A 23,529-nucleotide genomic window follows, 5' to 3' on the forward strand; every position below is an offset into this window, starting at 1 on the left:
TTCACCTTTACTATTTTCCTAAACAAAATTGTGAGAATAATTGCGTGATCAGTTCATCAGGATAACTTTCTCCCGTAATTTCTCCTAGAGTGTTCCAACAAGCCGTCATATCGATTTGAACGAGGTCGATAGGCATTCCTGCTTCAATTCCTGAAATTACGTCATTGAGGCTATTTTTGGCCTTACGGAGCAATCCAGCTTGACGAGCACTCGTGATAATGACATTGCTGCTGTTGTCTTCAATTCCTGAATTAAAGATTTTACCAATGGTTTGTTTAATTGTCTCAATCCCATCATTCTTGATTGCCGAAGTTTGTAGAACAATATCGTCAGCTTTCAATTGAACGACTGAATTAGGCGTTATAACGGGCATCAAATCATTTTTATTAAAGATCACAATTCGTCTTTTGTCGGCGGTCGCATCTAATAATTCAAGATCGTCTTCTTCAAGCTCACGACTAGAATCAAGGACTAGAATTGCCAAATCAGCACCCTTTAAAGCAGCCTTGGAACGTTCTACACCGATTTTTTCAACTTTATCTTCTGTATCACGAATCCCAGCGGTATCAATCAATTTAAGTGGCACGCCATCAATATTGACGTATTGTTCAACTACATCACGTGTTGTACCGGCAACGTCAGTTACGATTGCTTTATCTTCATCCAAGAGACGATTCAACAGACTAGATTTACCAACATTTGGTTTACCAACAATTGCTGTTGCTAATCCATGTTGTAAAATTTCACCACTATCAGCGGTCTTTAATAACTGATCAATGCTTGAACTAACAGTTTTAGCTTTCTCTAAAAGCATTTTAGTCGTCATCTGGTCGGTATCGTATTCGGGATAGTCAATATTTACTTCAACTTGTGCTAAGGAATCAAGAATCTCTTGACGCAAGTTACCAATCAAATGGTGTAAATTACCATCCAGTTGATTAACGGCTACTTGCATAGCCTTATCAGTTTTTGCACGAATCAGATCCATAACTGATTCTGCTTGAGTTAAATCAATTCGACCATTCAAGAATGCCCGTTTAGTAAATTCACCTGGTTCAGCCATTCTGGCTCCGGAACCAATCAAAAGTTGGAGTACTTTATTAGTTGCCACTATACCCCCATGGGTATTTATTTCGATGACATCTTCGCGGGTAAATGTCTTTGGAGCACGCATTACAGACACCATAACCTCATCGACTAAAGATCCATCGCTTGGATCAATAATGTGACCATAATTTATAGTATGGCTAGCGACTTTATCTAGATCGCGTCCTTTAAAAACCTTTTTAGCAACCGCAACTGCCTGATCTCCTGACAAACGAACAATGGAGATGGCACCTTCCCCTGGAGGCGTTGAAATGGCTGCTATCGTATCATATTCAGTTACTGCACTTGGCATAAAATAGCTCCCTTCTCTAATTTTGAGCATAAAAAAAGTGCATAATCCGCCCGTTTGACGGAAAAGCACCTTGACTACTTTTCGATATTTAAATCTAATATGAACAATTTCTAAAGTATCATAACGACATTTTTAGAAATTGTCAATTATTTACGATTTTTATAAACACGCTTCTTAGCTTTTCTAAGACGACGTTGTTTTTCACGTTCTGCTTCCTCAGCCTCTTTTTGTTCACGACGATACTTGAACGGATTTTGGAAAGCCAATGTCTGAAGAACTTGGAACGCATTAGTTACAACCCAATAAACTGTGATAGCAGATGGGAATGTCAATGCTGGCACAAAAATAAAGATTGGCATGACATACGTCATGATCTTCGTAGTTGAGTTTTGTTGTGGTTGTGAGTAGCTAGAAATGTATGTACTTAAGAAAGTAAATACAGCCGCAAGAACAGCCATGATATAGTACGGATCAGCTTTACCTAGTTGCATCCACAAAAATGATCCATCACGCAATTGTGTTGTCTTGTAAATTGCTTGATACAAAGCAAACATAACTGGTAATTGAATAACCAACGGCAAACATCCGGCCACAGGATTTACTCCGGCCTCACTATATAACTTTTGTGTTTCTTCCCTCAATTTTTGTTGAGTATCAACATCTTTTGATGAATATTTCTCTTGAAGTGCCTTCATTTGAGGCTGAATCTTCATTTGTTTATTCATACTTCTAATTTGAAGCCAGTTAAGTGGCAATAGAATAACACGCACAATAACTGTGAAAAGAACGATAGCCCAACCATAACTGTTACCGACTATTGATGCCAACCAAAGAATGAATCTTGAAAAACTATACAAGATATAGTGATCCCAAAATCCGGTACTTTGGCTTGTGATTGGTTCATTTAGGTTTGAACAACCTGCCAGAACCAAGACAACACTAAGTAACAGTGCAATACCTATGTACTTCTTTAAGCTTTTTTTCTTCACTTTTACACCCATTATTTTTTATTTATTAAAATCCTTACCCTATTGTAGTATTTTACCTAATTTTAATAAATGCACAATGTTCTTTTTTGTTTCAAACATGTCCAAATCAAAAGATGGTTTTCTTGCAATAATCAAGAAATCCAATTCTGCTGGAATTTCAGGTTTCAACTCTAAAAGAGATTGGCGAATATATCTTTTAATTCGATTTCGGCCAACCGCTGTATGTGAAACTTTTTTTCCAACTGATATTCCGACACGAAAATGCTTTTGATCTTTCTTAGCAATTCTATACAAGACAAAATTTCTGTTTGCGACTGAATATCCATTTGAATAGACATACTGGAACTCATTTTCTTTTTTTATTCGATAGCTTTTTCTCATATGTCACCAGACTACTCTCGTTTTGTAATAAAAAAAGACCACCAAAATGTTTAGTGATCCTTCAAAACTAAGCTGATAATACTTTACGACCCTTTTTGCGACGTCTTGCTAGAACCTTGCGACCATTACTTGTACTCATTCTCTTCATGAAACCATGGACGCGTTCACGGTGACGCTTCTTAGGTTGATATGTTCTCTTTGTAGTCATCAGTAAACCTCCTGAATCTTAAAATTTAATTATTTTTAATAACACTTCTTCAGACAATTGCTTAACTATAATATCATGTTCTAGCTCTAATTTAAACAGCTAATTTCCTATTAATGGAATTCTTTTCCTAAAAGTTTTACTCATTTTGCAGTGTGGATAATTTGTTCAAAAAAATAATAACTTCTTTTTTCCACAGCGCTTTAAACAAAGTTTTCCCACATATTTTTTACTGTGTTTTAGTTTTCCACAGGAATTGTGTAATTCTTGTTTTTTGGACGTAACAACGGTAATATAGGCTTTTGTTAGACTGTTAATTGTGCATAACTATGTTAATAACTGTTAATAGCTCTTATTTTCCACAACCCTGTGTATTTAAAAAATACCTGTTGTTATTTTCAACAAATTTAAACAAGTGTTCTGTGGAAAACTTCTTAATAGAATGATAAACTATAGACTGTCATTTTAGGGAAAAAATTATCCACAACTACAGATTGGGGGGAAATAATTGCAAAATATAAATAATTCGACTGACCCAAAGCTAACTGAGTTTTGGGATTATTTTACGAATAAGCTCAGATCCCAATTAACTTCTGTCAGTTATTCAACTTGGGTTGAGAGTGCTAATCCTTTGTATATAGATGGAAATAACATCTATATTTCTGTCCCAACAAAACTACATAAAGATTATTGGGAACGTAACTACACAGAAAAAATTGCTATTTATTCATACGAATTAAATGGAATTGAACTTAATCCAATCATTGAAAATGACGATGAGAGTACAAAAAAAGAGGAGCAAACTATCGCTCCTCAAGTCGAACCGACTACCGAGTCAGCTCAACCAAAACATATTTTTCATAATTCACACTTAAATCCAAAATATACTTTTTCATCTTTCATCGTCGGCAGTGGCAACCAAATGGCACACGCGGCAGCTCTTGCAGCAGCTGAAGATCCCGGCGGTGTTTATAATCCACTCTTCATTTATGGAGGCGTTGGTTTAGGTAAAACACATCTAATGCAGGCTATCGGACATCAAATGATAAAACTTGATCCAACCGCCAAAGTTAAATACGTTACCAGCGAAACTTTCGCCAACGATTTTATTAATTCAATTCAAATGAGGACTCAAGATGATTTCAGACAGGAATATCGAAACGTCGATCTACTATTAATAGATGATATTCAATTCTTTGCTGAAAAAGAGGGAACTCAAGAGGAATTTTTCCATACATTCAATGAGTTATACGAAAATGGTAAACAAATCGTGATGACATCAGATCGTTTACCTAATGAAATTCCTAAGTTGCAGGCTCGTCTGGTTTCCCGATTCACCAGTGGTTTATCAGCCGATATTACCGCTCCTGATTTAGAAACACGTATTGCTATTTTAAGAAATAAAGCTAAAGCTGAACACTTAGAAATTCCAAACGATACTCTGTCTTACATTGCAGCTCAAATTGACACAAACGTTCGAGAGCTTGAGGGTGCTTTAATTCGCGTTCAAGCCTATTCAACGACGAAAAATACTGATATCACCAAATCCGTTGCTGCTGATGCCTTGAAAGTCTTTAAATTATCTAATGACAAAAAGGGACTTTCTATCGCAAAAATTCAAACCAAAGTGGCTAAATACTATCATGTTTCCGTTCAAGACTTAAAAGGAAAGAAGCGTGTCAAAACAATCGTCGTACCTAGACAAATTGCGATGTATCTAGCCCGAGAGTTAACTGATCGCTCACTTCCACAAATCGGAATGGAATTTGGTGGTAAAGATCACACGACGGTAATGCATTCTTGTGATAAAATATCCGAATTGGCTTTAAAAGATGATGATCTAAAACGTTCCATTAATGAATTAAAAGATGCCCTCAGAAATTAACTTGTTTATAACTTCAAAGTTTTCCCTAAGTTATCCACAGCTGTTAATAACATTTAAATTTCTTGAAGCACCTTACGTTTCTTGAGTTATCCACAGTTTCAACAGTACCTACTACTACTTCTATCTTTATATTAATTAATTAAAAAAGGGAGTTACCTATGAAATTTTCTATTGATCGATCAAAATTCATAAATCAAACAAGTAACGTTCAACGAGCTATTTCCACGAAAACAACTATTCCAATTTTGACAGGAATGAAACTAGACCTTTCAGAAAGTGGTCTAACTATAACTGGAAGTAATTCAGATATTTCCATTACTTCATTCATTTCAAAAGATGATTCTGAAAATGATTTAAAAATCGAAACAACTGGATCAATTGTTTTACCAGCTCGTTTCTTTAACGAAATCATTAAAAAATTACCTGGCGATAATTTTGAACTTGAAGTTTTAGAAAATAATCAGACATTAATTAAATCTGGCGTTTCTGAATTTACAATTAATGGACTAGACGCTGTTAATTATCCACATCTACCAGAAGTTGAAACGGACAACCAACTAGTTTTACCAACTGATGTTTTCAAAGAAGTCGTTAATCAAACAGTAATTGCTGTTTCCACTCAAGAAAGTCGTCCAGTCCTAACTGGTGTTAACTTCTTGATTACCAAGGAAGGTCTAACGGCGGTTGCAACTGACAGCCATCGTCTTTCTCAAAGAAGAATCAACATCACTAGCGATGAAGACTACAATTTGATTATTCCTGGAAAAAGTTTGACAGAACTAGTCAGAACTATCAGTGATAGTGTCAAAGAAATTTCGATGTCAATTTCCGAAAACCAAGTGCTTTTCAGTTTTGACAATATTATGTTCTATTCCAGATTACTTGACGGACGCTATCCTGAAACTGATCGCCTAATTCCTGAAGAATCAAGTACACGTTTAACCTTTGACTCTTCAAAATTACTTGCTTCAGTTGAACGTGCCTCACTTCTTTCTCATGAGAGTAGAAATAATGTTATCAAATTAGAAATTAAAGCTGTTGATAAAAAAGCCACACTTTATGGAAATTCTCCAGAAGTCGGAACAGTTGAAGAAGTCCTTGATTTTGACAATCTTGAAGGCGATGACTTGGAAATTTCTTTCAACCCAGATTACTTAAAAGATGCATTGCGTTCATTTGGCAGCAACACAACTATTGAAATGAGTTTCACTTCACCGCTGCATCCATTCACACTCAGACCGGTTGATGACCGCGATAATTTTGTTCAATTGATTACACCAGTTCGAACATTTTAATGTGAAATCTTGAAATAGACTGAACTTTTCGGTTTGGTCTATTTTTTTTGCGTTATTTATTTAAACGCCGTAATTTAGCTTAAGGACTTTTTTTGAGTAATTTTAGTGGGTGGATACTAATTATCTCAAAAATTGCTCAAAACGCCTGATATTTCGTTCTGAGTTGTTTTTTCTTGTGAAATCAACTATAATATTAATATGTCATTAATGGATAAATCTAATAAATAGGGTGTTAATATGTCTGAAAAAATTAAGCTTGAAACTGAATTCATTACTTTAGGTCAACTTCTCAAAGATGAAGGTGTCATTGCAACTGGTGGCCAAGCCAAATGGTTTTTAAGAGAGAATTCAGTCTTACTTAATGGCAATCCTGAGGATCGTCGCGGTAAGAAGTTATATTCTGGTGATGTTGTTGTTGTCGGTGAACAAACTTTTGAAATCGAATAAATAATGTTTGTTCAAGAATTAAGACTACAAAACTATCGCAACTACGAATCCTTGAAGGTCGAATTTTCACCACACATTAATGTGTTTTTAGGTGAGAATGCCCAAGGCAAGACCAATTTATTAGAGGCTATGTATTTTTTAGCTTTAACAAGAAGCCATCGAACATCAAATGACAAGGATTTAATCAGATGGGGCAGTGAGTTTGCTCGAATTTCTGGTACCGTGATCAAAGATAATTCCAGTCACTTAAAATTGGATCTAGTCATCAGCAAGTCAGGTAAAAAAGCCAAACTAAATAATTTGGAGCAACGAAAGTTGTCAACGTATATTGGTAATTTGAACGTTGTTCTTTTTTCGCCTGAGGATCTTTCAATTGTGAAAGGTAATCCTGGGATTAGACGAAGATTTATTGACATGGAATTTGGACAAATGTCGACACAGTATTTGAAAACGATGAGTCAATTTCGCTCAGTTTTGAAACAACGTAATGCATATTTGAAAAAACTTCAGCATCGTCAAGCAAAAGATATGGTTTATTTAGATGTTTTATCTGATCAATTTTCGGCTTATTGTGCTGAAGTAGTTTTTTCGCGCTTGCAATTTCTACAGAGATTGCAAGTCTATATTGAAAAGATTCATGCAAATATCACTGAAGATCATGAAAAACTAGAAATCAGTTACAGCACATTTTTCAATACTGAAGGAAAAACTCTTGAAAACATCTATGATATTTTCAAAGATAATTTCAAGAAAAATTATCAAAAGGAAATTCAACGTGGCGTGACACTAGTTGGTCCGCACCGAGATGATATTAAGTTTTTGGTAAATGGAAAAAATGCACAGGATTTTGGTTCGCAAGGTCAGCAGAGATCAGTTGCGCTGAGTTTGAAATTGGCGGAAGTGGAATTGATGAAAGATCAAGTTGGCGATTATCCAATTTTATTGCTGGATGATGTTTTGTCAGAACTAGATCATAAACGTCAAACACACTTACTGTCGTCAATTAAAAATGGTATTCAAACATTTATTACAACGACGTCGTTGGATGATGTAGATCCTAATTTGGTTAAAGATCCTAATATTTTAAATATTAATAATGGCAAAGTTCAACAGGAGGAGATTTAATGGCTGAAGACAGAAAAGCTGAGCTAGAAAAAAGAGAAGAGCAAGTCGAAGAATACGACGCTAGTCAAATTCAAGTTCTTGAAGGACTAGAGGCTGTTCGCAAACGTCCCGGTATGTATATCGGTTCTACTAGTAAACAAGGTTTACACCATCTTGTTTGGGAAATTATTGATAATGGTATTGATGAAGCTTTAGCTGGTTTCGCAACGAAAATTGAAGTTACTGTTGAACCTGACAACTCCGTTACTGTTACTGATGATGGACGTGGTATTCCAGTTGATATTCAAAAGAAGACTGGTAAGCCAGCCCTTGAAACAGTTTATACAATTCTGCATGCTGGTGGTAAATTCGGCGGCGGCGGATATAAGGTATCTGGTGGACTCCACGGTGTTGGTGCCTCAGTTGTTAATGCCTTAAGTAGCGAATTAGATGTCGAAGTAGTTCGTGGCGGCAAGAGATATGGAATCGACTTTAAACGTGGAAAAGTTAATCACGCAATGCATGTTTTAGGTGATGCTGGTGAATTTGACCATGGAACTCGAGTTCATTTCGTACCCGATCCTGATATCTTTACTGAAACAACTACTTATGATGACAAAGTTTTAACGACTAGAATTCGTGAACTAGCTTTCTTAAATAAAGGATTAAAACTTACATTTACTGATAAAAGAGCCGAAACAGCCGAAAAATTAGTTTTCCACTATGAAGGTGGAATCAAGAGTTATGTTGAATTTATGGATAAGGACAAGGACGTTCTTTTCCAAGATCCAATTTATCTTGAAGGAGTTCAAGACGGAATCACTGTCGAAGTCGCCTTGCAATATACCGACGAATTCCATACTAATTTGATGACTTTCGCTAATAACATTCACACCTATGAAGGTGGTACGCATGAAGTTGGTTTTAAAACTGCTTTGACACGTGTTATTAATGATTACGCTCATAAAAATAAATTATTGAAAGATACTGAAAAATTGTCTGGTGAAGATGTTCGTGAAGGTATGACCGCAGTTGTTTCTATCAAACATCCAGATCCACAATTTGAAGGTCAAACAAAGACAAAACTTGGTAACAGTGACGCTAGAACGATTACTGATCGTTTATTCAGTGAGCATTTTATGAAGTTTTTGATGGAAAACCCTAATGTTGCTAAGAAAATCGTTGAAAAGGGTTCTCTGGCTACAAAGGCTCGTCTAGCTGCTAAGCGTGCTCGTGAGGTTACTAGAAAACAAAATGGTTTGGAAATCAGTAATTTGCCAGGGAAGTTGGCTGATAATGCCAGCAAGGATCCTGAAATTTCTGAATTGTTTATCGTCGAGGGTGATTCAGCCGGTGGTTCTGCTAAAACTGGTCGTTCACGTTTGACTCAAGCAATTTTACCTATTAGAGGTAAGATTTTAAACGTTGAAAAAGCTTCGATGGACAAGATTTTAGCCAACGAAGAAATCAGAACATTGTTCACTGCTATGGGAACAGGTTTTGGGGATGATTTTGACATCTCTAAAGCTAGATATCACAAAATTATTATCATGACCGATGCCGATGTCGATGGTGCCCATATCAGAACTTTGCTTTTGACTTTGCTTTACAGATATATGCGTCCGGTCGTTGATGCAGGATACGTTTATATCGCTAAGCCACCTCTGTATCAAGTTCGTCAAGGTAAGATGATGAGATACTTTGATACTGATAAAGAAAAAGATGAATTCGTTGAACAATTGCCATCAAAGCCAGAACCAAAGATTCAACGTTACAAGGGTCTTGGTGAAATGGATGCTGATCAACTTTGGGAAACAACTATGGACCCTGAAAAGAGAAGATTAGATCGTGTTAACCTCGATGATGCAATTGAAGCTAATAAAATTTTCTCTATGCTGATGGGCGATAGAGTTGAACCTAGAAGAGAATTCATTGAAGCAAATGCACGTTATGCAGAAGTAGATTACTAGGAGGATGACAATTTAATGGCAGATCATAGAATAGAAAATGTTAACTTGACAGAAGTCATGAAGAATTCCTTCGTTGACTACGCTGCTAGTGTTATCGTGTCACGTGCGTTACCTGATGTTCGTGACGGTTTAAAGCCAGTTCATCGCCGAATTCTTTATGGTATGAATGAATTGGGTGTTACACCTGATAAACCATATAAAAAGAGTGCTCGTTTTGTTGGTGATATTATGGGTAAATATCATCCTCACGGGGATTCGGCTATTTATGAATCAATGGTCAGAATGGCGCAAGACTTTAGTTATCGCTATCCATTAGTTGATGGACACGGAAACTTTGGATCAATCGATGGTGATCCACCGGCTGCTATGCGTTATACCGAAGCTAGAATGAGCAAAATGGCGGTTGAAATGTTGCGTGATATCAACAAAGATACTGTCGATCTTGTTCCTAATTATGATGGTGAAGAAAAAGAGCCAATGGTTCTACCAGCTAGATTCCCCAACCTTTTGGTAAATGGGGCAACTGGTATTGCGGTTGGTATGACAACTAATATCCCATCACACAACTTGAAAGAAGTTATTGATGCTTTACATATTTTGATGAAAAATAAGGATGCAACAATATCTGATTTGATGAAAGTTGTTCCCGGACCTGATTTCCCAACTGGTGGTATTATCATGGGACGTTCTGGTATCAGAAAAGCTTACGAAACTGGTAAAGGGACAATTATCCTACGTGCCAAAGTTGATGTTGTAACCAAGAAGAGCGGTGCCGAACAAATTATCGTTACCGAACTTCCATACATGGTCAACAAAGCTAAGTTGGTTGAAAGAATTGCCGAATTAGCTCGTGAAAAGAAGCTTGAAGGTATCACTGATCTAAATGATGAATCTGATCGTGAAGGTATGCGAATCGTGATTGACCTTCGCCGTGACATGAGTGCTTCAGTTGTCTTGAATAATCTTTACAAATTGACTCAATTACAAATCTCATACGGTATCAATATGGTTGCTATCGTGGGTAAGACTCCACGTGTATTTTCACTAAAAGGAATTTTAGTTGAATACTTGAAGCACCAAGAAATTGTAATTAGACGTAGAACTGAATATGAATTGAGACGTGCTCAGGCTCGTGCTCATATTCTTGAAGGTTTGAGAATTGCCTTAGACCACATTGATGAAATTATTAAAATTATCCGTGGTTCACAGACTTCAGCTGTTGCTAAACAAACTTTGATGGATAGCTATAAGCTTTCTGATAAGCAATCACAAGCAATCCTTGATATGCGTTTAGTTCGTTTGACAGGATTGGAACGCGATAAGGTTGAAGCTGAATATCAAGATTTATTGGTAAAAATTGCTGATTTCAAAGATATTTTGGCAAAGCCTGAACGTGTCGATAAAATTATCTATAACGAATTACTTGAAATTCAAGAGAAATTCGGCGATGACAGAAGAACAGAAATTCGTGCTAGTGAAGTTGCTAACATTGAAGATGAAGACTTAATCGAAGAAGAAAACATTCTAGTAGTTTTGACACATAATGGCTACATCAAACGTTTGTCGGCGGATGAATTCCGTGTTCAAAATCGTGGTGGTCGTGGTGTTCAAGGAATGGGAATTCACGATGACGACTTCATTGAACAGATGATTTATACTTCAACACATGATCGTCTCTTGTTCTTTACTAATGCAGGTAAAGTCTATCGTATTAAGGGGTATGAAGTTCCTGAATATGGCCGTACTGCTAAGGGAATTCCGGTTATTAACCTCCTGAATATTGAAAAGGGAGAAAAGATTCAAACTGTAATTAATGTTGACCGTGACGTCGATGTTGATAATTCATATTTGTTCTTCGTGACTAAATATGGAACAGTTAAACGAACTCCTGTAAATGATTTTGCTAATATCAGACATTCTGGTCTAAGAGCTATTACTTTAAGGGATGAAGATGAAGTTACAAATGTCTTTTTGACTGATGGCGATAAAGTTATCGTTATTGGAACTCACAAAGGGTATGCCGTGACATTTAGAGAAAGCGATGTTCGTCCAATGGGAAGAACAGCTTCTGGTGTTCGTGGAATTAAACTTCGTGAAGAAGATTATGTTGTTGGTTCATCGATTGCCCAAGAAGGACAAGAAATCTTGACTATCTCTGAAAAGGGATATGGGAAGAGAACTTCTGTCAGCGAATATCCAATTAAGGGTCGTGGCGGTAAAGGTATTAAGACTGCTAACGTAACTGAAAAAAATGGACCAATTGCTGGATTAACCGTGGTTGATGGCGATGAAGATATCATGTTGATCACAAATAAAGGTGTTATGATTCGTTTTGAGGTTCAGAGTGTTTCTCAAACCGGACGGGCAACTTTGGGTGTCAGATTGATCAAAGTGGATGACGATTCAATTGTTTCAACTATGACTAAGATTGCTTCTGACGATTCAGAAACTGAAGATGATTCGACTTCTTCAACTGAATCAGAAACTGATACAACAGATTCTTCGACTGATTCTGAAAATAATAAATAAAAGCTAATCGTTTCTGCGTAATTTGATATGTACCTTGATAAAGGTGCGTGTCAGGCAGAAACGATTTTTTATTAGAATTTTTTCTAGTAATTGCTAGGGATTTATGATAAACTCATAACTTGTGAGTATAAAATTGCAGTTAATTTATGCTCCTTGTTCTTTAATTAGAACCATTAGACCATAAGGAGGTGTACAGTCCATGGCTGAAGCACATTACGAAATTACATATATCATCAAACCTGATATTGAAGAAGACGCAAAGAAAACATTAATCGATCGTTACGATAAGATCATTACTGACAACGGCGCCAAAGTAATCGACTCAAAAGACTGGGAAAAGAAACGTTTAGCATATGAAATTGCTAACTACAAAGAAGGTATCTATCATATTATCAATGTAGATGCTGAAAATGATGAAGCAATTAACGAATTCGACCGTCTTTCAAAGATCGACGATAACATTCTTCGTCACATGATCGTTAGACGTGAAGACTAGTTTTGTTTCACGTGAAACAATTAAGGAGGCAGATAAATGATTAATCGAGTAGTTCTAGTTGGACGCCTGACACGTGATCCTGAATTAAGATACACTGCCAATGGGGCAGCGGTTGCTAGTTTTACTGTTGCTGTTAATCGACAATTTACTAATTCTCAAGGTGAACGCGAAGCCGATTTTATTAATTGTGTTATTTGGAGAAAAGCCGCCGAGAATTTTTCTAATTTTACTAATAAAGGTTCGCTTGTTGGAATTGATGGACGTCTTCAAACACGTAACTATGAAAACCAACAAGGACAAAGAGTTTATGTAACTGAGGTAGTTGTTGAAAACTTCTCATTACTAGAATCTCGTGCCGAAAGTGAAAAGAGGAATTCAGGTAGCAATAACTCTAACCAATCTTCTAACTATAATAATTCAAATCAATCAAATCAGTCTCCATACAGTAACAACAATAGTTACAACAGTAATAACGGCAATTCTAATACTAATAATAGTAGCAATGCTAACAATAGTAATAATGCCAATAGCAACAATAATCAATCTAACAACTCAAACAATAATATGAGCGATCCGTTTGCTGACAACAGTAAGCCAATCGACATATCTGATGACGATTTACCATTTTAAAATTTTAATATAGAAGGGAGCAATTATAATGGCCCAACAAAGACGAGGCGGACGTAGAAGACGTAAAGTTGACTTCATCGCTGCTAATCATATCGAATACATCGATTACAAAGATACAGACTTACTTAAGAGATTTATCTCAGAACGTGGTAAGATTTTGCCAAGACGTGTTACTGGTACAAGTGCCAAGAACCAACGTAAGCTTACAATCGCAATCAAGAGAGCAAGAATCATGGCTCTATTACCATTCGTTGCTGAAGACTAATTTTTAGTAAATGATTAAGATCACTCATATGGTGGTCTTTTTTTTATGCGCTCTTAGTGGCTACGCCACTTAAAGCGCATTATGCATGTGACCGGAAGGGCACATGCGAACCAGGGATTTGTCTATGCCACTAAAAATAAATATAACTAAAAAAAACAATTCCTTAAATTAAATGGCAACGCTTTCTAAATTTTGCCAAATATCTGATTTTAAAAACTCTGAATCGTGTTCGTGATTATCAACGTACTCAAAAATTATCGCAAATAACATTAATTGAAAAATTAGTGTCGCGCCAAACAATAAATTTAATTAAGAATAGCGAATACAATCCGTCGCTAGATTTATGTTTGAAGTCAATGTGGATTTTCTAGACTGATTTGAATACGTTTTTTTTATAGTTCTTATTTTGTTTACCTGGAATGGAATTCGTCTGGCATTATCACAAACAATCTTTCCATTTATTATTCTAATATCAATAAAACTGAATAAAGATGTGCTAGTTGAAGATAAAAGTTAAAGTATACCTAACTTTCTCAAAAAAATAATAAATAATTGATAAACACCAGCATCTAATTTGATAAAAGATGTTGGTGTTTTTATAATCGCATATATGAAGAAAGAAATGGTCTGCTGTGATAAAATTAAGAGGTATATCTAAGAGGGGACTATTATGAAAAAGATAAAATCTAATCTGAAATTCTTCCTTTCGCGAGTTGATCATTCGACTCAACTCACGGCAATCTCTTTGATAATAATGTTAATCTCCATTTTAGTAGTTGGCTTGTTCCATGGATCTATTAGTGGTTATATTCAAGCTATTTTGGTGATTATTGCATTAATTTTGTTTGTCTATTTGTTCCTATTATTAGGTGAAAAAGCCGGTAAATACACAAATAACTTACAATATCGAATTGATCGAGGAACGGATAACAGTTTTGTTGAATATCCATTGGGGATACTTTTATACGATACTGATAAACAAATTCAATGGGTTAATCCTTATTTTGTCGAAAGAACAGGATTTAATCCATCCAATAGTATGAGCGTCAAAGATATTTCGGCGGATTTATCTAATTTAATTGATGATAAAACGCATGGTGACAGTACGACAATTCAAATCGACGATAAATACTTTTTAGTTCAAGTTCAAAGTGAATTAAAAGTTATCTACTTATTTGAAATCACTCACTATTCTAAGATTGAAAAACGATATGAAGATAATCGTTCAGTAATTGGACAAGTTTATTTGGATAATTATGCCGAAATTACGCAATCAATGAGTGATCGTGATATTTCAAATTTGGATAATTATATTACGAATGAGTTGTCAAACTGGGCTTCGAAAGAACAAATGTTTTTGAAGCGGATCGATGATGACCATTTCTTTATCATGGCTTATACGGGTCGCATCTTTGATATGGAAAAGAATGGTTTCAAAATATTGGATGTCATTCGTGAATTCACATCCCAACAAAATGTTCCATTAACGTTGAGTATGGGCTTTTCTTATGGAGTCGATGATTTACATAAGTTAAACGATGAAGCACAAAAAAATCTTAATTTGGCATTAGGCCGTGGTGGTGATCAGGTCGTAGTTAAGGAAATTGGTGAAAAAGCTCGTTTCTATGGTGGCAACACTGATCCAATGGAAAAGAGAACTCGAGTACGTGCCAGAATGATCAGCGAGGCTTTACAGGAGTTATTGAAGGATAGTGATCAAGTTATCGTTATGGGACATGCACATCCGGATATGGATGTTTTGGGGTCTTCATTAGGTATCAGAAGAATTGCTATTATGAACAATACTCCATGTAAGATTGTTATCAATCCTAATACCTTACATTCTGATGTCAGTCGACTTTTGGGTATGATTGATAAGAACCCTGACATTAAAAAGGATATTATTACACCTGAAGAATCGATTGCTATTAGGACTTCAAAAACTTTGATCGTAATGGTCGATCATTCCAAGCAGAGTATTTCAATTAATCCGGATTTATTTAAAGCTGAAAATGAAAAGATTGTAGTTATTGATCACCATAGAAGAAGTGAAGAGTTCCCAGAAAATCCAATGTTGATCTATATCGAACCATATGCTTCTTCAACTAGTGAATTGATTACAGAAATGTTAGAATATCAGCCTAAGAATAAGAAGGCTATTGAAAAAATTGAGGCAACCGCATTGCTTGCGGGTATTACTGTCGATACAAAGTCATTCTCGCTTAGAACAGGGACTAGAACTTTTGATGCTGCTAGTTACTTGCGTTCAGTGGGTGCCGATGAAGCAGTTATTCAAAATGTTTTGAAAGAGAACGTTGATTCCTTTATTCAAAGAAATCATTTGATTGAAACAATTACGATGGTTAATAGCAATATGGCAGTTTGTTATGGTGAAGAAGATAAGTCGTATGATCCAGTCATCGTAGCTCAAGCAGCTGACACGTTGTTGTCGTTAAATAATGTTGAAGCATCGTTTGTAATCAGTAAACGTCCTGATGGTCGGGTAGGTATTTCAGCCCGTAGCCTGGGAAATGTTAATGTGCAAGTTATTATGGAGAAACTTGGTGGTGGCGGACACTTGTCTGATGCTGCGACCCAGATTTCGGATTCAACAGTAGAAGAAGCCAAGGATCAATTAATTGATGTTTTGACTGATTCTGAGAAGAAATAGAGGAGGACCATTATGAAAGTTATTTTCCTAACAGATGTTAGAGGTAAAGGTAAAAAGGGCGAGGTAAAGAATGTTGCGACAGGTTATGCGCAAAACTTCTTGATTAAGAATCGTCAAGCAATTGAAGCAACAAAAGCTAATATTGCTAAACTCCAAGCTGAACAAAATCGTGAAGCAAAAGATTATGAAGCTGAAAAAGCTGAAGCTAAGGTTTTAAAAGGCAAGATTGAAGATGACAAGACCGTTGTTGAAGTTCTTGCTAAATCTGGTGCTGATGGTAAATTATTTGGCTCTGTCACAACTAAAAAAATTGCTGATGAATTAAATAAGCAATATCAAATCAAAGTTGATAAACACAAAATGGAACTCAACGACGGTATCAAGTCTCTAGGATATATTAATGTACCTGTTAAGCTATTCGAAGGAATTGAAGCTACCATTCGAGTTCACGTTGCTGAAAAGAAGTAGGATATAAATGAATAATGATATAACTTCAAGAATACCGCCCAATGATAAGGATGCTGAGCAAGCCGTATTAGGAGCGGTTTTTCTTAGTCAAGACGCTTTAATTGAAGCGATGGAATATGTTGACGCAGAAGATTTTTATCAACATGCCAATCAATTAGTCTTTCAAGCTATGATGAATTTAAACGATGAAGAAGAACCAGTTGATGTTGTTACGGTTCAAAATGAGCTTGATCGTCAGAATCAAATTGAAGATATTGGTGGAGTTAGTTATTTAGCCGAACTGGCTAATGCTGTTCCCACAGCTGCAAATACTGTTTATTATGCAAAAATTGTCAAAAATAAATCGGTGTTGCGACGCTTGATCAATGCAGCGACTAGTATTGTTACACGGAGTTTTGAAGAAGATGAAGATGTTGATAGTATCATCGATCAATCTGAAAAAGATATTATGGATGTCTCTGAAAATAGAAATCACAAAGGTTTTCGAAGAATCTCTGATGTCGTAAAGGCTTCATTTGAAGATATTGATAAACTCTATGATCAAGATAGCGATGTTACCGGTTTGTCAACGGGATATAAAGACCTCGATGCAATGACGACTGGTTTACATAAAGATGAATTAATTATTTTGGCAGCTCGTCCGGGTGTTGGTAAAACTGCCTTTGCTTTGAATCTAGCTCAAAACGCTGCGACAAAGTCTAATGCGACTGTAGCGATATTCTCTTTGGAAATGGGTGCGGAACAGTTAGTAAACCGTATGCTTTGTTCTGAAGGAAGTATTGACGCTAATTCTTTACGGACGGGTAAATTGGATGAGAATCAATGGAATAGTTTAGTTGTTGCTATGGGGAGTTTATCAAGAACAAATGTTTATATTGATGACACTCCAGGTGTGAAGATGGCTGAAATTAGATCCAAATGTCGTCGACTTTTGAAAGAGAGTGGCAAATTGGATCTAGTGATCGTCGATTATTTACAATTGATCGAAGGAACTGGTCAAGAGAATAGACAACAAGAAGTTTCCGTTATCTCGCGTGGAATGAAAAAATTAGCAAAAGAGCTTCATGTACCAATAATCGCGCTATCACAGCTTTCTCGTGGTGTGGAAGCAAGACAAGATAAAAGACCAATGTTGTCAGATATCCGTGAATCTGGTTCAATTGAACAGGATGCTGATATCGTTGCCTTTCTTTATCGTGATGATTATTATCGTGATGAAGATGGCGATGACAATAGTGGTGATCAAGAAGAACCTGAGGATCAAGATGTTGGCGAAGTTGAAGTCATCATCAGTAAGAACCGTTCTGGTCCAAGAGGTACAGCAAAACTATTGTTTGTGAAATCTTATAATAAGTTTTCATCAATAGCGAATATTCCAGAAAATTAAATAGTGTAGGTGTAGAAGATATGACGACAGTTGTTGTAGTAGGTACCCAATGGGGCGACGAAGGTAAAGGTAAGATTACCGATTATTTCAGTGGTGAAGCTAATATTATTGCACGTTATCAAGGCGGCGATAATGCAGGGCACACTTTGAATATCGACAATCACGTTTATAAATTGAGATCCGTTCCCTCAGGTATTTTGTATTCAGATAAGACTAGTGTTATTGGAAATGGCGTTGTTTTAAACTTAGAATCTCTACAAGAAGAATTAGGTCGTTTGCATGATCAAGGTGTAGATACTACTAATTTAAAGATTTCTAACCGTGCACAACTTATTTTGCCTTATCATATTGAACTAGATAAACTTCAAGAAAAAGCTAAGGGTGATTCCAAGGTAGGAACAACTAACCGTGGAATTGGACCTGCTTATACTGACAAAGCATCCCGTGTCGGAATTAGAATGGCTGATATTCTTGATAAAGATCTATTCAAAGAATTGTTGACAGAGAATCTTAAGCAAAAGAATGAATTGTTTACTAAAATTTATGGTGTCGAACCAATGAAATTTGATGATATTTTTGAAAAGTATTATCAATTTGGTCAAGATTTAAAAGATCGTGTGATTGATACATCTGCATATTTGAATAAAGAATTAAAGAATGGCAAAAATGTTCTATTTGAAGGTGCTCAAGGAATTATGCTCGATATCGACCATGGAACTTATCCTTATGTAACTTCATCTAACCCTGCTGGTGGCGTAACTACTGGTGCTGGTGTTGGTGCTCCTTTGATCGATAAGGTTATTGGGGTTGTTAAAGCTTATACATCCCGTGTCGGTGCTGGTCCATTCCCAACTGAACAATTGAATGAAACTGGTGATTTCTTGCGTGATGCAGGTCACGAATATGGAACAGTCACTGGCCGTCCTAGACGTGTTGGTTGGATTGATCTAGTTGTTCTTAAGCATTCATGCAATGTTTCTGGTGTAACTCATCTATCATTAAATTGTCTGGATGTTTTAACTGGTTTGAAAGAAATTAAAGTATGTACCGGTTATGATTTGAATGGCAAAGTCATTGATGAGTATCCAGCTAATTTAAATGTTTTGGCTAAATGTAAACCAGTCTATAAAACTTTCCCTGGTTGGACTGAGGATATGACTCAAGCTAAGTCCTTAGAAGAATTACCAGCAGAAGCTCGTGATTATCTTGACTTTATCAAGGATCAATTAGGCGTTGAATATGCCACAGTTTCAGTTGGACCCGATAGAGAACAGACAATTGAAGTAAATGATGTTTGGAAAGCATAAAAATAAAGAACAATACCCTGATAGAATTCTTAGTTGAATCCTATCAAGGTATTTTTTTGAGGAATAGTGCTGTTATTCAAAAACATGCGTCTAAATCTATCTAAATAGAAGAAGGAATCTAGTCGGGAGCAAAATCACTGTGATGGCTCAATAGCCAAATTATTCTTAGCAACTTGTTGCTTAGAATAAGACCGAGTTTTGAGATTTTGCGAACTATGCAAAAGCTCAAAATCGTGTCGGTTATGTTCCAGCCAATCACAGGGATTTTGTGGACGACGGCATACTTGTAGTTAAACATGAGAACCCCCTGATTATTCTTTAAGCTGAATTCTTGCAAGAAATTCTAATGGTGTTATTATATTGATAACAAGTTATTTATAAAGTAACATTAATAAATAGGAAGAAGGATTCTTTTATGACAACATATGCAATTACAGGAGTAACAGGACATTTTGGTCAAAATGCTCTCAAGGAGTTAGCTAAATTAGTACCAGCAACGGATATTGTAGCTTTAGCGCGTAATACTAAAAAGGCACAGCAAATTGTTCCCGATGGAGTAGAAGTACGTTCAGGAGATTATACAGACGTAATTCAATTGAGCAAATCACTTCAAGGAGTCGACCGCTTGCTCTTTGTCTCATCACAACCCGGTGGACCAATTCCAAGATTGACACAACACCAGAATGTAATAGCCGCAGCTAAAGAAGCAAAAGTCGGTTATATCGCTTATACTAGTTTTCCCCATGCCGATTTGGCTAAGGCTGGTTTAGCATCAGATCATAAAGCTACAGAGAAATTGATTTTAGAATCAGGAATGAAGTATTCATTCTTACGTAATAATTGGTATTTAGAAAATGAAGCAGCAACCTTAAAGGCAGCCGCTTCTGGGAAAGATTTTGTTTATGCTGCAGGTGAAGGTAAAGCTGGTTGGGCCTTAGAAAAAGAGTATTCTGAAGCTGCCGCAAAGGTATTGGCCGCTAAGGAAACGAAGAATATTTATGAATTTTCTGGAAAAGCTAGAACTTATCAAGACTTAGCAGAGGCTATCGACGGAGATTTCAAAGTGGTTTCTCTAACTGATAGTGAATTTCGTCAAGGCTTAGCTGATAGTGGTATGGACGGTGACACAATCGAAGTAGTTGCTTCAATTCAAACTTTGATTCGCCAAGGAGATTTGGCTAAAACTAGTTCTGATCTACCAGATGTTTTAGGTCGTTCACTAACATCGATCTCAGAAGCAATTAAAATGGTTATTGGTAAATAATAATTGTTATCTATCCCCTAAATGTCATATGATACTAGATAGTACTTTCTAGGAGGAGATATTATGAAGTTTTCAAGCAAATTGAGTGATGGTGTTCATATCTTAGCTTATGTTGATATTTGTCAAGATGGAGATTTATCAAGCAATGCGATTGCAAGTAGTATCGAATCAAATCCTAGCTTAGTTAGACGTATGATGTCACGATTGAAGAAATCAGGACTATTAAGTAGTCAACCGGGAAAAGTGGCGCCTAAATTAGGTCGTCGCGCCTCAGAGATAAGTCTTTTAGATGTTTATCAAGCAATAGAGGACAATCAAAAGTTGTTGCATATTGACGAGAAGACTAATCCGAAGTGTATCGTTGGTGGCAACATTCAAAAAACTTTAACTAATGTTTATGATCAAATTCAAGCTGATGCTGAAAAAAGTATGTCAAAAGTAACCTTGCAATCTATCATTGATGATATCTTAGTCAATAATAAAAAAAAGCAGGAACTTAAATCACAAAAGTGATTTGGTCCCTGCTTTTTTCATGAAAACTATTTGTTTTGAGAGTCAGTCGAAATAATGTCTTTCTGAAAATTGATGAAACGACTACTATTACGACTGTACGTTAACGTATAATAATAGGTGTTACTCTTACTCAGTTGTTTGAGATAAAATCTTGTGTAACGTGGTACATCGGAAATTTGATAGCCAACGATACCGAAGTTACTGACTCGAGAGTTAGAATTTTTCGCTAGATTAAAGAGTCCTGTGTTACTCTTGTCAGGATCAAGTCCTAAGTTAATTGAGATTTGGTTGAAGTTACCAGGTTCATTAGCATTAGTAGCGGTTAAATTTGAATTGATAATAGCTGTTTTGAAACGTTGTACGAAGTTTTGGGCCTGATTTACTCCAGAGTTACCAAGGTCAATGTTTTCCATTACGTATTGGGGAGCGTATTTATTAGTTTTAGTGTTGAGATATTTAGCTGAAACAATTGAATCATCCCGATAATAGAGGCGATAACGGTAACTAACGATATTTTTAGTATCGTCATAACGATTACAACTGACGGTAATATATTTACCATGGGTATCTTTGCCGAAATTTAAAAGAGTCATATTGGTAATATAACGGTGTGATTTCTTATGGACTCTTTTCAGTAAAGCTTTTTCCTGTTTGTTAGATAAAAATGATAATTCATTTGTATTGTGATAGTCATCGTTGATTGTACTGACCAAATTTAGAGCTTGCTGCTTAGTCTTTGACATATCCGATTTGTCTAGACTGATAGTTTTGGGAGCAATGTCTTCATCAATATTCTTAGGATTGACAATTAACGAAAAGGGAATAGTTATTTGGGCAATGCTATCGACGGTTTTGTCCTTGATCTTGCCGAGATTTAAGGCATAGCTTACAACAATCATTGCTAATAAAAAGAGAACGATTATCCATTTTATATATTTTTTGTTTAATTTTTTCAAAATTTACACCCTTTATTTGCATGATAATTTACTATAATGATAACAAGATGAACTAGATATTTGGGGAAAATAATGAAAGATAAGAAAGATTTAAAAAGTAGAACTAAATCAGAACATTATTTATTATTGAGTGCTGGAATAGTTGGTGCGTTCACAGCTATCATCTTTTTAATTATGCTTTCACGTGGAGTAGTCAACGCTGTCGTAACTTCCAAAATATCTAGCCAATATCAAGATAAGGAACTAGAAGTCTTAAAGACTAAGTTGGATTATCCAACCTTGAACTTTGTAGGACGTATTATAAAAGTCAGTGACAATTATGTGATCACGCCCAGTAATATTAAAAAATACAATGAATTAGAATCCTACATCAAGGCTCGAAAACTTCGGAATAAAGAAGTTGATAAGCTTTATGATGGTAAAAATAACTATCGTGATGACGTATCTAGTCAAAAAATCAACGTGCTAGATAAGAGTTTGCTAAAAGAGAAGAATCAAGATGTTTATCAAAAATTGCGTAATAAGTTAGATATGATTCAAATCTGGTTTGAACAAACGAAAGACGCCGATCAGTATTTGACTAAGACGTGGCAAGAATTTAATGATGACAAATCTAGTCTTAGTTTTAAAAAGATTTCAATGGTTAATACTTATTATAAGTTAATTAAAAATAAAACGGTCAAAAATCGCTGGAATGAAGCAGTTGATCAGATGGATCAATACTTCTCTAATCATCAAGCTGAGAGTTCTCGAGTTGAAGCAGCAAAGCAGGAATTAAATGCTTTAAGGGATGCTCCATTGACACAACAATATACTCCCGCCAAGGTAGATATTGTTACGAGTCTGAAATTCTCAAGTGGAGTTTCTGATAATTTAGTTCAAGCAGGAGTCACTGGAAAAAATGTTTTGTACTTTAATACAAGTACTAATAAATTGGCACTGATGACTAAGGTTAATAGTCGATATGTTGCCGAGAATGGTTATATTAATGTAACTGGTTCACAAATTTCTTCTGGGAAATATACAATCAATAAATTGATCACAAATGGAGATAATGATGCATTGATTACTGACAGTAATAATAGTAATTTTGGACGATACGTCGTTAATGCCAGTGATGATGGTCTGGAAGACTTAGATGTAACTAATCCTGAGAACACGACGAGTGATTACAATTCAGCTACACCAGTTTTCTGGTTGAAGAACAATTCTGATCTAACTAAGTCAATTTACTTCAGTAATGATTCTACTTTAGGATTTATCTATACAGGTGGATCTAGTTATAATAACAGCTTACAAATCAGTTCAGCAGATTTATCCAGTTTGATGTCAGAACTTTCTACTGGAATAACATTCTATGTTAATTAG

Annotated in this window: 22 protein-coding genes; 17 read left to right on the plus strand and 5 right to left on the minus strand. The window is 35.8% G+C overall.

The features are described 5' to 3' along the window. Positions 1 to 10 precede the first annotated feature (10 nt). From mnmE to rpmH, 4 genes are all read right to left on the minus strand, one after another. On the minus strand, positions 11 to 1,399 hold the full coding sequence (mnmE, locus tag LA20249_RS08295) for a tRNA uridine-5-carboxymethylaminomethyl(34) synthesis GTPase MnmE (protein WP_057738877.1): 1,389 nt from the start codon (positions 1,397 to 1,399) through the stop codon (positions 11 to 13). Positions 1,400 to 1,545: 146 nt separating this feature from the next. Beyond that, positions 1,546 to 2,400, minus strand: coding sequence for a membrane protein insertase YidC (gene yidC / locus LA20249_RS08300; RefSeq protein ID WP_057738875.1), 855 nt, complete (start codon positions 2,398 to 2,400; stop codon positions 1,546 to 1,548). A 27-nt stretch (positions 2,401 to 2,427) separates the two neighbouring features. Next, entirely contained in the window at positions 2,428 to 2,769 is a 342-nt protein-coding gene (rnpA, locus tag LA20249_RS08305) for a ribonuclease P protein component (RefSeq protein WP_057738873.1), read from the minus strand. 67 nt (positions 2,770 to 2,836) lie between these two features. Then, complete coding sequence (rpmH, locus tag LA20249_RS08310; RefSeq protein WP_025085419.1) at positions 2,837 to 2,977, minus strand: 50S ribosomal protein L34; 141 nt, start codon at positions 2,975 to 2,977, stop codon at positions 2,837 to 2,839. Positions 2,978 to 3,482: 505 nt separating this feature from the next. On the opposite strand from rpmH, the gene dnaA reads away from it, so the two are divergent. The 16 genes from dnaA to LA20249_RS08390 all read left to right on the plus strand — a co-directional run bounded on the left by dnaA (position 3,483) and on the right by LA20249_RS08390 (position 21,205). After that, positions 3,483 to 4,859: a chromosomal replication initiator protein DnaA gene (gene dnaA / locus LA20249_RS08315; RefSeq protein WP_083477920.1), complete on the plus strand. Its 1,377-nt coding sequence runs from the start codon at positions 3,483 to 3,485 to the stop codon at positions 4,857 to 4,859. 158 nt (positions 4,860 to 5,017) lie between these two features. Further along, positions 5,018 to 6,154: a DNA polymerase III subunit beta gene (dnaN, locus tag LA20249_RS08320; protein WP_057738871.1), complete on the plus strand. Its 1,137-nt coding sequence runs from the start codon at positions 5,018 to 5,020 to the stop codon at positions 6,152 to 6,154. Between the two features lie 237 nt (positions 6,155 to 6,391). Next, positions 6,392 to 6,601 (plus strand): S4 domain-containing protein YaaA, encoded by a 210-nt coding sequence (gene yaaA, locus LA20249_RS08325; protein WP_057738869.1) that lies wholly within the window; start codon positions 6,392 to 6,394, stop codon positions 6,599 to 6,601. Between the two features lie 3 nt (positions 6,602 to 6,604). Next, positions 6,605 to 7,726, plus strand: coding sequence for a DNA replication/repair protein RecF (gene recF / locus LA20249_RS08330; RefSeq protein WP_057738867.1), 1,122 nt, complete (start codon positions 6,605 to 6,607; stop codon positions 7,724 to 7,726). Continuing rightward, positions 7,726 to 9,675: a DNA topoisomerase (ATP-hydrolyzing) subunit B gene (gene gyrB / locus LA20249_RS08335; RefSeq protein WP_057738865.1), complete on the plus strand. Its 1,950-nt coding sequence runs from the start codon at positions 7,726 to 7,728 to the stop codon at positions 9,673 to 9,675. Before recF ends, gyrB begins: the two co-directional genes overlap by 1 nt. Before the next feature lie 15 nt (positions 9,676 to 9,690). Further along, positions 9,691 to 12,204, plus strand: a complete 2,514-nt coding sequence (gene gyrA, locus LA20249_RS08340; RefSeq protein ID WP_057738863.1) for a DNA gyrase subunit A — start codon at positions 9,691 to 9,693, stop codon at positions 12,202 to 12,204. Between the two features lie 199 nt (positions 12,205 to 12,403). Beyond that, positions 12,404 to 12,700 carry a 30S ribosomal protein S6 gene (rpsF, locus tag LA20249_RS08345; RefSeq protein WP_057738861.1) on the plus strand — a complete coding sequence of 99 codons (297 nt, stop codon included), beginning with the start codon at positions 12,404 to 12,406 and terminating at the stop codon, positions 12,698 to 12,700. A 36-nt stretch (positions 12,701 to 12,736) separates the two neighbouring features. Next, the gene (ssb, locus tag LA20249_RS08350) at positions 12,737 to 13,330 is read left to right on the plus strand and encodes a single-stranded DNA-binding protein (RefSeq protein ID WP_057738859.1); all 594 of its coding nucleotides are present in this window, start codon (positions 12,737 to 12,739) and stop codon (positions 13,328 to 13,330) included. 28 nt (positions 13,331 to 13,358) lie between these two features. Further along, complete coding sequence (gene rpsR / locus LA20249_RS08355) at positions 13,359 to 13,595, plus strand: 30S ribosomal protein S18 (protein ID WP_057738857.1); 237 nt, start codon at positions 13,359 to 13,361, stop codon at positions 13,593 to 13,595. A 218-nt stretch (positions 13,596 to 13,813) separates the two neighbouring features. After that, positions 13,814 to 13,966: a helix-turn-helix transcriptional regulator gene (locus LA20249_RS11870; protein ID WP_083477919.1), complete on the plus strand. Its 153-nt coding sequence runs from the start codon at positions 13,814 to 13,816 to the stop codon at positions 13,964 to 13,966. Between the two features lie 299 nt (positions 13,967 to 14,265). After that, on the plus strand, positions 14,266 to 16,266 hold the full coding sequence (locus tag LA20249_RS08365) for a DHH family phosphoesterase (protein ID WP_057738855.1): 2,001 nt from the start codon (positions 14,266 to 14,268) through the stop codon (positions 16,264 to 16,266). 12 nt (positions 16,267 to 16,278) lie between these two features. Continuing rightward, the gene (gene rplI / locus LA20249_RS08370) at positions 16,279 to 16,734 is read left to right on the plus strand and encodes a 50S ribosomal protein L9 (RefSeq protein WP_057738853.1); all 456 of its coding nucleotides are present in this window, start codon (positions 16,279 to 16,281) and stop codon (positions 16,732 to 16,734) included. Between the two features lie 7 nt (positions 16,735 to 16,741). Continuing rightward, complete coding sequence (dnaB, locus tag LA20249_RS08375) at positions 16,742 to 18,121, plus strand: replicative DNA helicase (protein WP_057738851.1); 1,380 nt, start codon at positions 16,742 to 16,744, stop codon at positions 18,119 to 18,121. Positions 18,122 to 18,141: 20 nt separating this feature from the next. Continuing rightward, on the plus strand, positions 18,142 to 19,428 hold the full coding sequence (locus tag LA20249_RS08380) for an adenylosuccinate synthase (protein ID WP_057738849.1): 1,287 nt from the start codon (positions 18,142 to 18,144) through the stop codon (positions 19,426 to 19,428). A 415-nt stretch (positions 19,429 to 19,843) separates the two neighbouring features. Then, complete coding sequence (locus LA20249_RS08385; RefSeq protein ID WP_057738847.1) at positions 19,844 to 20,692, plus strand: NAD(P)H-binding protein; 849 nt, start codon at positions 19,844 to 19,846, stop codon at positions 20,690 to 20,692. A gap of 63 nt (positions 20,693 to 20,755) precedes the next feature. Then, complete coding sequence (locus LA20249_RS08390) at positions 20,756 to 21,205, plus strand: Rrf2 family transcriptional regulator (protein WP_057738845.1); 450 nt, start codon at positions 20,756 to 20,758, stop codon at positions 21,203 to 21,205. A 26-nt stretch (positions 21,206 to 21,231) separates the two neighbouring features. Here LA20249_RS08390 and LA20249_RS08395 read toward each other — a convergent pair whose 3' ends face one another. Next, positions 21,232 to 22,161 (minus strand): hypothetical protein, encoded by a 930-nt coding sequence (locus tag LA20249_RS08395; protein WP_057738843.1) that lies wholly within the window; start codon positions 22,159 to 22,161, stop codon positions 21,232 to 21,234. A gap of 72 nt (positions 22,162 to 22,233) precedes the next feature. On the opposite strand from LA20249_RS08395, the gene LA20249_RS08400 reads away from it, so the two are divergent. Next, positions 22,234 to 23,529 (plus strand): hypothetical protein, encoded by a 1,296-nt coding sequence (locus LA20249_RS08400; RefSeq protein ID WP_057738841.1) that lies wholly within the window; start codon positions 22,234 to 22,236, stop codon positions 23,527 to 23,529.

Source organism: Companilactobacillus alimentarius DSM 20249, from assembly GCF_002849895.1.
Lineage (GTDB): Bacteria > Bacillota > Bacilli > Lactobacillales > Lactobacillaceae > Companilactobacillus > Companilactobacillus alimentarius.